This is a genomic window from Streptomyces sp. NH27 (assembly GCF_056859195.1).
On the sequence record NZ_JACEGK010000459.1, the window covers coordinates 1 to 6,513 of the forward strand.

At 71.7% G+C, this 6,513-nt stretch carries 4 protein-coding genes; 2 read left to right on the top strand and 2 right to left on the bottom strand.

Annotated elements, in window-relative coordinates; genetic code table 11:
- Nucleotides 1-208 precede the first annotated feature (208 nt).
- Nucleotides 209-1,756, top strand: coding sequence for a phytoene desaturase family protein (locus tag AC13HU_RS29145; RefSeq protein ID WP_483044957.1), 1,548 nt, complete (start codon nt 209-211; stop codon nt 1,754-1,756).
- Nucleotides 1,757-1,940: 184 nt separating this feature from the next.
- On the top strand, nt 1,941-4,196 hold the full coding sequence (locus AC13HU_RS29150; RefSeq protein ID WP_483044958.1) for a terpene synthase family protein: 2,256 nt from the start codon (nt 1,941-1,943) through the stop codon (nt 4,194-4,196).
- A 31-nt stretch (nt 4,197-4,227) separates the two neighbouring features.
- Here AC13HU_RS29150 and AC13HU_RS29155 read toward each other — a convergent pair whose 3' ends face one another.
- Both AC13HU_RS29155 and metF read right to left on the bottom strand, forming a co-directional pair.
- Entirely contained in the window at nt 4,228-5,238 is a 1,011-nt protein-coding gene (locus AC13HU_RS29155) for a hypothetical protein (RefSeq protein ID WP_483044959.1), read from the bottom strand.
- Nucleotides 5,239-5,262: 24 nt separating this feature from the next.
- The gene (gene metF / locus AC13HU_RS29160) at nt 5,263-6,183 is read right to left on the bottom strand and encodes a methylenetetrahydrofolate reductase [NAD(P)H] (protein WP_483044960.1); all 921 of its coding nucleotides are present in this window, start codon (nt 6,181-6,183) and stop codon (nt 5,263-5,265) included.
- Nucleotides 6,184-6,513 lie beyond the last annotated feature (330 nt).

A 6,513-nucleotide genomic window follows, 5' to 3' on the forward strand; every position in this document is an offset into this window, starting at 1 on the left:
GTACAGCTACTCATTCCCCTACCTAGGTATGCCCACCCACCCTGCGCCTTTTCCCCGTCCCGGGACCATACGGTCACTTATGGCCGGTCGCGCGGTTCTCCCCCCAGAGCTTCGCCTGGCGGAGAACGGCGCGACCAGCCACCCACGCACCGCAAGGTCCGGCCACCCGGGCGGACCGCTGAACCCACGGCGTGGATACGCTCGCGTCATGGGACGGATTGCGGTGGTGGGTGCCGGGATGGCCGCGATGGCGGCGGCGGCGCGGCTCGCGACGGGCGGGCACGACGTCGTGGTGTACGAACGCGCGCAGACGTACGGCGGAGCCGTCGGCGCCTTCGCCCGGGACGGCTTCGCCTTCGATACCGGGCCGGGTCTGTTGCAGCTCCCCGCGGTCTACCGTGACCTGTTCGTGAAGACCGGCCGGGAGAGCCTGGAGGACTGCGTCGAGCTGGTGCAGACCGACCCGGCCGGCCGGCACGTCTTCGCGGACGGCACCGACGTGTCGCTGCCGAACGCCTCCCGCTCGGGCGTGATCGACGCGCTGGACGCCGCGTTCGGCCCGGGCAGCGGCGAGCGATGGAGCGATGTGCTGGTACGGGCGCGGGAGGTGTGGGAGGGCGTTCGCCGGCCGCTGCTGGAGGAGCCGATCGGGGACCCGAAGCCGCTGTTCAAGGACCCCTACCCGGCCCGGCGCAAGGGCCTGCTGCGGCGTCCGCCGCACCTGGCCGACGTGGCCACGGGCGAGCTGGGCGGCGATCCGCGGCCGGCCGCGCTGCTGGAGTGGTACGCGCTGGGCAACGGGCTCGACCCGCGGACGGCGCCCGCGGCGGCGACCGTACTGCCCTACCTGGAGCAGTCGTTCGGCGTCTGGTACGTCCGCGGCGGGATGCGGGCGCTCGCGGACGCGCTGTACGCACGCTGCCTGGCCCGGAAGGTGGCGTTCCGGTTCGGCGCCGAGGTGGCGGGCGTGGAGGTGCACGCCGGCCAGGTGCGCGGGCTCCGGTTCGCGGACGGCTCGACCGAGGCCGCCGACATGGTGGCCGCGTCGGTGCCGGTGCCGTATCACCCGCAGGAGACCATCCCGTCGGGCGGGACGGACCTGCGGCCGCTCGCCGGGGCGCGGGACGAACCGGGGCGCTGCACGGTGCACGTGGCGCTGCGCGGGTCGCGCCCGGCCGGGGCGGCACACCGTACGGTCGTGCACGCCGCTGATCGGGGGGCCGCGCTGGATTGGGTGTTCGGGCGCGGTCGGGTCGAGGTGCCGGCGCAGGGGGCGTTGACGGTCACCGTGCTGCGGCCGGACGACCCGGCGACGCGGCCGGACGACGGGCACGAGGCGGTCACCGTGACGGCGACGGTGCCGCGGCACGCCGCCGGGCGCGGCGGCTCCGGTTCCGGTTCCGGTTCCGGTTCCGGGGTGGACTGGTCCGGTGGGGAGTTCGCCGACGCGTTCGCCGAACGGATGCTGGAGGTCGCGGAGCGGGCCGTTCCGGGCCTGCGGGAGCGGGAGTTGTGGCGCGAGGTCCGCACCCCGCGGGACGTGGAACGGGAGACGGGTGCGGCGGGCGGTTCGGTGCCGGTGCCCTCGCTCCCCGGGGCCGGCGGCGCCCTCTTCCGCCCGCCCAACCGGACGCCGTTCAAGGGACTCTACTTCCTGGGGGGTTGGGCCCATCCGGGCGGCGGGCTCCCGCACGCGGGTATGTCCGCGGCGATCGTCGCCGACCTCGTCGCCGGCGGCCCGGGCGGCAGCCGCTGACCTCGTCCCGGCACGCGGCGGGGCCGATTTCCGCCGCGAACCCGCGAACAAGATCGTTAATCGCCGTGCGGGCGAATTCAACTCATCGGGCGGAAAAGGGCGTTATCAGCGCACGGCACCGGGTGGGTCCGACCTAGCGTGAGGGCTGTACAGGTGATCAGTTGAGCGGAAGGTCTTAACGGAGATGCCGCAGCCCTTCGAACTGCCCAAGTTCTACGTGCCGTACCCGGCGCGGCTGAACCCGCACCTCGAACGCGCCCGGGAGCACTCCAAGGAGTGGGCCCGGGAGATGACGATGATCGAGGGCTCGGGCATCTGGGCCGAATCGGACTTCGACTCGCACGACTACGCCCTGCTGTGCGCGTACACCCACCCGGACGCCTCGGGGCCGGAGTTGGACCTGGTGACGGACTGGTACGTGTGGGTGTTCTTCTTCGACGACCACTTCCTGGACATCTTCAAGCGCACCCCGGACATGGCGGGCGCGAAGGAGTATCTGGACCGGCTGCCGGCGTTCATGCCGGTGGACCTCGCGCAGCAGGTCCCGGAGCCGACGAACCAGGTGGAAGCGGGCCTGGCCGACCTGTGGCGGCGGACGGTGCCGCAGATGTCGGAGGGGTACCGGCGGCGGTTCCACGAGAGCACCCGGCACCTGCTGGAGGAGTCCCTCTGGGAGCTGTCCAACATCAGCGCCGGGCGGGTGTCGAACCCGATCGAGTACATCGAGATGCGCCGCAAGGTCGGCGGCGCACCGTGGTCGGCGAACCTGATCGAGCACGCGGCGGGCGCCGAGGTGCCCGACGCGATCGCGGCGAGCCGACCGATGCGGGTACTGCGCGACTGCTTCGCGGACAGCGTGCACCTGCGCAACGACCTGTTCTCGTACCAGCGCGAGATCGAGGACGAGGGTGAACTGTCCAACGCAGTACTGGTGCTGGAACGGTTCCTCGACCTGAGCACGCAGGAGGCCGCCGACGCGGTCAACGACCTGCTGACCTCGCGGCTCCAGCAGTTCGAGCACACCGCGTTCACCGAAGTGGAGCCGCTCTTCGACGAGTTCGCGCTGGACCCGGCGCAGCGGCTGGCCGTCTTCGCCTATGTGAAGGGCCTGCAGGACTGGCAGTCCGGCGGCCACGAGTGGCACCTGCGCTCCAGCCGCTACATGAACGGCGCGGACGACAACGCGCGGGCGGTGGGTGTGCTCGGCGGACCGACCGGGATCGGCACGTCGGCGGCCCGGATCGCCGGCTCGCTGGCCGCGACGCTGCCGCAGCGGGCCCGCGCCTACGGCCACGCGCCGTTCCAGCAGGTCGGCTGGGTGAAGCGGGCACCGGTGCCGATGCCGTTCGAGACGACGCTCAGCCCGCACCTGGACGCCTCCCGCGCGCACAACATGGCGTGGAGCGGCCGGATGGGCCTGCTGGACGCCGAACCGGGCTTCCCGGTGCCGGGCGGCCTGTGGAACGAGGAGAAGCTCGCCGGGTACGACTTCGCGCTGTGCTCGGCCGGCATCCATCCGGCCGCGTCCCAGGACGAGTTGGACCTGACCACGGACTGGCTGACCTGGGGCACCTACGGCGACGACTACTACCCGATCGTCTTCGGCCGGGCCGGCGACATGGCGGCGGCGCGGATCACCACCGAGCGCTTCAAGCTGTTCATGCCGCTGGACGCGGGCGCGGTGCCGCCGCCGCTGACGGCGCTGGAACGCTCGCTGGCCGACCTGTGGCAGCGCACCGCGGGCCCGATGTCGCCGCCGGAGCGGCAGCGGTTCCGCACCTCGATCGAGGACATGTGCGAGAGCTGGCTGTGGGAGTTGGCCAACCAGAAGCTCAACCGGGTACCCGACCCGGTGGACTACATCGAGATGCGCCGCAAGACGTTCGGCTCGGACCTGACGATGAGCCTGTCCCGGATCGGCCACGGCGACACGCTGCCGGCCGAGATCTACCGCTCCCGGCCGGTGCACGGCATGGAGGTCGCCGCCCAGGACTTCGCCTGCCTGCTCAACGACGTGTTCTCCTACCGCAAGGAGATCGAGTTCGAGGGCGAGATCCACAACGCGGTACTGGTGGTGCAGAACTTCCTGGACTGCGGGCCCCAGGAGGCGATGGACGTCGTCGGGGACCTGATGGCCGCCCGGATGACGGAGTTCCAGCACATCACCGAGACCCAACTGCCGACGCTCTTCGAAGAGTTCGACCTCGACGAGACGGCACGCGAGGTACTGCTCGGCTACGCCCAGGAGTTGCGGGACTGGATGGCCGGCATCCTCACCTGGCACGAGGGCTGCGCCCGCTACACCGAGGAGTCGCTGCTCAAGCACTACCCGCACATCGCGGCCGTGTTGCCGGCGCAGCGCCCCGGGCGGCCCTGGAACACCCCGGTGGGCCTGGGACTTTCCGCGGCCCGGCTGCCGTCCCTGCTCAACGGCCGCTGACCGGAAGCCGCTTGGCGGCGACAGGCCGGCGTCAGTAGCGGTACGGGTCGTACGGGTCCGCGTTCTCCTGCTGGTGCTGGGGCTGTTGCTGCTGCTCGTACGGCGGCTGTTGCTGCTGCTGCGGGATGTACGGCTGCTGCTGGTCGTACGCCTGCTGGTCGTAGCCGTAGCCGCCGTACGGGTCGGCCGCGGGCTGCTGCGGGTAGGGCTGCGGGGACTGCCAGTCCCCGGCGCCCTGCCCGCCGTACCCGCCGCTGTCGGCGCCGCGGGTGTTGCCGAACACGTCGTAGTCGTCGGGGTCGTAGCCGTACGACGCGGCGGCCGGCGCGGGCTGCTCCTGGTAGCCGCCGTCCTGACCCGGTCCTTGGCCCTGACTCTGCTCCTGGCCCTGGCCCTGGCCCCAGGCCGGTTGCTGCTGCTCGTGGCCGGTCCAGCTCTCGTAGCCCTGCGCGCCGTACCCCTCGTAGCCGCCGCTGGTGTACGGGTCGGGGGTGTACGTCGACTGGCCGTCGTAGAGCGGGTATTCGCCGCTGTCGTCCTGTATCGGCACCGGCTGGTAGACCGCCTGCTCGGCGCCGAAATCGCCCGGCCCCCGCAGGTCGCCCGGCGGGGCCGAGAAGTCGTGCACCGCCGTCACGTTGACGCCCATGCCCGCCAACTCCTCGGCAGGCGAAGGCTGTTGGACGGGGTCGGGGCCGGCTGCCCGATCCGCCTCGATCGGGCCGACCTCCAGCACCGGTTCGGCCGGGCGGGCGCCCGCGGCCCTGCGACGCCGGCTGGAGCCGGGACGGCCGCCTATCGCCCAACCCGTGGAGAAGCCGCGCTTGTAGGAGAGCGTGACGAGGCTCTGCCCGGTGCCGAAGGCGATCGCGCTCAGCAGGATGAGCACCACGCTGCGCTCGGCGACCCCGAGGACCAGGCCGAGGAACCCCACGAAAGCGAGCGCCCGCCAGCGCAGCCGGGCCTTGTACTGCAACAGCACTTCGCCCAGCAGCCACAGCGCGACGATGCCGAACGCGATGTAGAGCACCGAATAACCCATGTGCCCACTTCCTCACCTAGGGGGTCACGCCGCCCGCCGATGCAGCCCGAGGTTCTCGTAGATCTCCAGCGATGCGGTGGAGTGATTAAGAGTAATGAAGTGGAGCCCCGGGATGTCCTCGGCCATCAGTCGCCGGCACATCTCGGTGGTGAACTCGATGCCGATCTCCCGCACCGCCGCGGGGTCGTCCTGCACCGCGAGGATGCGCTCGGCCAGGTCGGCGGGGAACGGCGCGTTGCCGAGCTGCGAAAAGCGCTCGATCTGGCGGACGTTGGTCACCGGCATCACCTCGGGGATGATCGGCACGGTGCAGCCCGCCTTGTCCACCCGGTCCCGCAGCCGCAGGTACGCGTCCGCGTCGAAGAACATCTGGGTGATCGCGAAGTCGGCGCCGGCCCGGCACTTTTCGACGAAGTGCCGGGTGTCGTCCGCCGGGTCGGTCGAGCGCGGGTGCATCTCGGTGAACGCCGCGACCCCGACGCAGAAGTCCCCGGACTCCTTGACCAGCCGCACCAGTTCGGCCGCGTACGTCAGCCCCTGCGGGTGCGGCACCCACTCGCCCATCGGATCGCCGGGCGGGTCGCCGCGCACCGCGAGGATGTTGCGGATGCCCGCGTCCGCGTACTGGCCGATGATGTTGCGCAGTTCGGCGACCGAGTGGTTCACCGCGGTCAGGTGTGCGCACGGGGTCAGCGTGGTGTCCGAGACGATCCGGTCGGTGGCCCGCACGGTGCCCTCCCGCGAAGACCCTCCGGCGCCGTACGTGACGGACACGAAGGTGGGGCCCACCGCCTCGATCCGCCGGATCGCCTTCCACAGCGTCCGCTCGCCCTTCTCGGTCCGCGGCGCGGCGAACTCGAACGAGTACGAGCGCCGGCCGGACGCGAGTAGCTCACGGATCGTGATCGCGCGGTCCGTGCGTGTGGATGAAGTCCCCAGGGCCATGCAAGCAGGCTAACGTGTGGCGGTCGCCACACGTTAGTGCGTCACTCCATCCCCGGGTGGACCCGTGCCCCTCGGACAAGGGTGCCCTCCCCTCCCCGGGTGGACCCGCTGCCGCGGAAGGGGGTGCCCCCGCAGGGGCGCGAGCCGCGATGGTGGCGCGGGTCGCCACCGGCCCAAAGGGGCTGTTGTTGTCGTGTCCGGACCACCGGCCGGAACATGGTTGCGCGCGCAGTTCCCCGCGCCCCCTGATTGGCTGCCGTACTCCGCCACAGCGGCCCTGCCCGGGGCGGGCTGCCGTCCGTCCGTAAGGGGGCCCGGGTGGGTCAGCGG

What these genes read in the sequence shown, in the direction of transcription:
- AC13HU_RS29145 (WP_483044957.1), top strand. Translation starts at nt 209, where the DNA reads ATGGGACGGATTGCGGTGGTGGGTGCCGGGATGGCCGCGATGGCGGCG.
- AC13HU_RS29150 (WP_483044958.1), top strand. Translation starts at nt 1,941, where the DNA reads ATGCCGCAGCCCTTCGAACTGCCCAAGTTCTACGTGCCGTACCCGGCG.
- AC13HU_RS29155 (WP_483044959.1), bottom strand. Translation starts at nt 5,238, where the DNA reads ATGGGTTATTCGGTGCTCTACATCGCGTTCGGCATCGTCGCGCTGTGG.
- metF (WP_483044960.1), bottom strand. Translation starts at nt 6,183, where the DNA reads ATGGCCCTGGGGACTTCATCCACACGCACGGACCGCGCGATCACGATC.